1 protein-coding gene is annotated in these 2875 nt (G+C 72.7%); it reads right to left on the bottom strand.

Annotated features, from left to right (window positions below; all coding sequences use genetic code 11):
• Positions 1 to 2875: beta-ketoacyl synthase N-terminal-like domain-containing protein (locus ACP4IX_RS35985; protein WP_426558826.1), on the bottom strand; the 2875-nt coding region annotated here is incomplete at both ends.

The raw sequence follows: 2875 nt of genomic DNA, 5'->3' as shown, positions 1-2875 counted from the left end.
CGCTGGGACTTCCGGTCCCCGAACGAGTCCGCGATCGCGGTCGCGGCGTCCTCGTCACCGGCGACCACGACCGACCGGGGGCCGTTGACGGCGGCGATGCCGACGCGGTCGTTCAGCAGCGGCAGGACCTCGTCCTCGGAGGCCTGCACCGCGATCATCACACCGCCCGTGGGCAGCGCCTGCATCAGCCTTCCGCGTGCCCCGACCAGCGTGCAGGCGTCCTCCAGCGACAGGACACCCGCCACATGCGCGGCGGCGATCTCGCCGACGGAGTGACCCGACAGGAAGTCCGGCTTCACACCCCAGCTCTCCAGCAGCCGGAACAGCGCCACCTCGACGGCGAACAGCGCCGGCTGCGTGTGGGCGGTCTCGTTCAGCAGATCGGCGTCGTCGCCGAACAGGACGTCCTTCAGCGGGATGTCGAGGTGCGAGCCGACCGCGTCCAGCGCGTCCGCGAACACGGGGTACGCGTCGTACAGCTCCCGGCCCATCCCCAGCCGCTGGCTGCCCTGTCCCGTGAAGAGGAGGGCGAGCTTGCCGGAACCGACCCTTCCCCGCGTCACCGACGCCGCGGGGGCCTCGGTCTCCACGGCCGCCAGGCCGCGCAGCAGCGCGTCCCGGTCCGCCGCCACGACCACCGCGCGGTACTCGAAGGCCGCGCGCTTGGTGGCCAGCGTGTAGGCGACCTCGACGTCTTCCGCGCCCGCGACGTTCTCCAGGTGCGTCCGCAGACGGGCCGCCTGGTCGCGCAGCGCTTCCGGAGACTTTGCCGAGAGCACGTGGGGCCGTACGGACAGGGTGCGCTCGCCGGCGGGCGGCGTCGCGTTCCCCACCTGAGCGGGGTTGTCGGGGGCCTGCTCGATGACCGTGTGGACGTTGGTACCGCTGATGCCGAACGACGACACGGCGGCGCGGCGCGGGCGGCCGGTCTCGGGCCAGTCCATCCGCTCGGTCAGCAGGGAGACGGCGCCCTCGGACCAGTCCACGTGCGGGCTGGGCTCGTCCACGTGCAGCGTCCTGGGCAGCACGCCGTGGCGCATCGCCATGATCATCTTCATGATGCCGGCGACACCGGCCGCGGCCTGCGTGTGGCCGAAGTTGGACTTCACCGAGCCGAGCCACAGCGGCTGCTCGTCGCTGTGCTCCTGGCCGTACGTCGCCAGCAGCGCCTGCGCCTCGATCGGGTCGCCGAGCCGGGTTCCGGTACCGTGCGCTTCCACGACATCCACGTCGGCCGCGGTGAGCCGGGCATTGGCCAGGGCCTGCCGGATCACGCGCTGCTGGGACGGGCCGTTCGGGGCGGTGAGGCCGTTGCTCGCACCGTCCTGGTTGATGGCCGAGCCCCGTACGAGCGCCAGGACCGGGTGGCCGTTGCGGCGGGCGTCCGACAGGCGCTCCACGAGCAGCATGCCGACGCCCTCACCCCATGCCGTGCCGTCGGCCGCGGCCGCGAACGGCTTGCAGCGCCCGTCCGCGGACAGACCGCGCTGGATGCTGAACGCCACAAAGGTGCCCGGCGTGGCCATCACGGTCACGCCGCCGGCCAGCGCGAGATCGCACTCGCCGTTGCGCAGCGCCTGAGCCGCGAGGTGGAGCGTGACGAGAGAGGACGAGCAGGCCGTGTCGACCGTGACGGCGGGGCCCTCCAGGCCGAAGGTGTACGACACGCGACCGGAGACGACACTGCCGGAACTGGCGGTGCCCATGTAGCCCTCGAGGCCTTCCGGCGCGCGGTGCAGCAGAGTGCCGTAGTCGTTGTACATCACGCCCGCGAAGACACCCGTACGGCTGCCGCGCATCGAGGCCGGGTCGATGCCGGCCCGCTCGAACGCCTCCCACGACGTCTCCAGCAGCAGCCGCTGCTGCGGGTCGGTGGCCAGCGCCTCACGCGGCGACATGCCGAAGAACGTCGGGTCGAAGTGGTGCGCGTCGTGCAGGAAACCGCCGTTCATGCTGTAGCTGGTGCCGGGGCGGTCGGAGTCCGGGTCGAACAGCTCGGCGATGTTCCAGCCGCGGTCGTCCGGCATCGCGGAGATGGCGTCCCTGCCCTCCGAGACCAGCTCCCACAGGTCCTCGGGGGTGCGCACGCCGCCGGGGAAGCGGCAGGCCATCGCCACGATCGCGATCGGCTCGTCGTCACGGACGGCGACCGCCACCGGCGCGTCGATCGCCTGCTGTCCGCCCAGCAGTTCGGAGTGCAGGTAGTCGGCCAGTACCGCGGGGGTCGGGTAGTCGAAGACCAGCGTGGCGGGCAGCCGCACACCCGTGGCCGTGCCGAGCCGGTTGCGCAGCTCGACCGCGGTCAGCGAGTCGAAGCCGACCTCGCTGAACGCACGGGCCGGTGCGACCGCCTCCGGGCCGTCGAACCCGAGCACCGCCGCCACCTGGGCGCGGACGAGTTCGAGCACCGCGCCAGCCCGCTCGCTTTCGGGCAGTCCGGCCAGCTGCCGGGCGAGCTTGCCCGCGGAGGCCGATGCGGCCCGGGCCGCACGCCGGTTGGGGACGCGGACGAGGCCGCTCAACAGCGGCGGCAGCATGCCTCCCGCAGTGACCTGGGCGCGCAGGGCGGCCAGGTCGAGCTTGACGGGCACGAACGTCGCCGTGGGCGAGGCGGCCGCGGTGTCGAAGAGGGCCAGGCCCTCCTGCTCCGACAGTGCGTTCACACCACCGCGTCCGAGACGCGACACCTCGCCGGCGTCCAGCTCGCCCGCCATACCACCGTCCCACAGACCCCACGCCAGCGACGTCGCCGCCAGCCCCCGCGACCTGCGGTGCGCCGCGAGTGCGTCGAGGAAGACGTTGGCGGCGGCGTAGTTCGCCTGACCCGCGTTGCCGAACACACCGGCAGCCGACGAGAACAGCACGAACGCCGACA

Source organism: Streptomyces sp. WG5 (genome assembly GCF_049974565.1).
Lineage (GTDB): Bacteria > Actinomycetota > Actinomycetes > Streptomycetales > Streptomycetaceae > Streptomyces.
The sequence above is the reverse complement of the archived record's forward strand: the minus strand, read 5'-3'. Positions and strand labels throughout refer to the sequence as shown.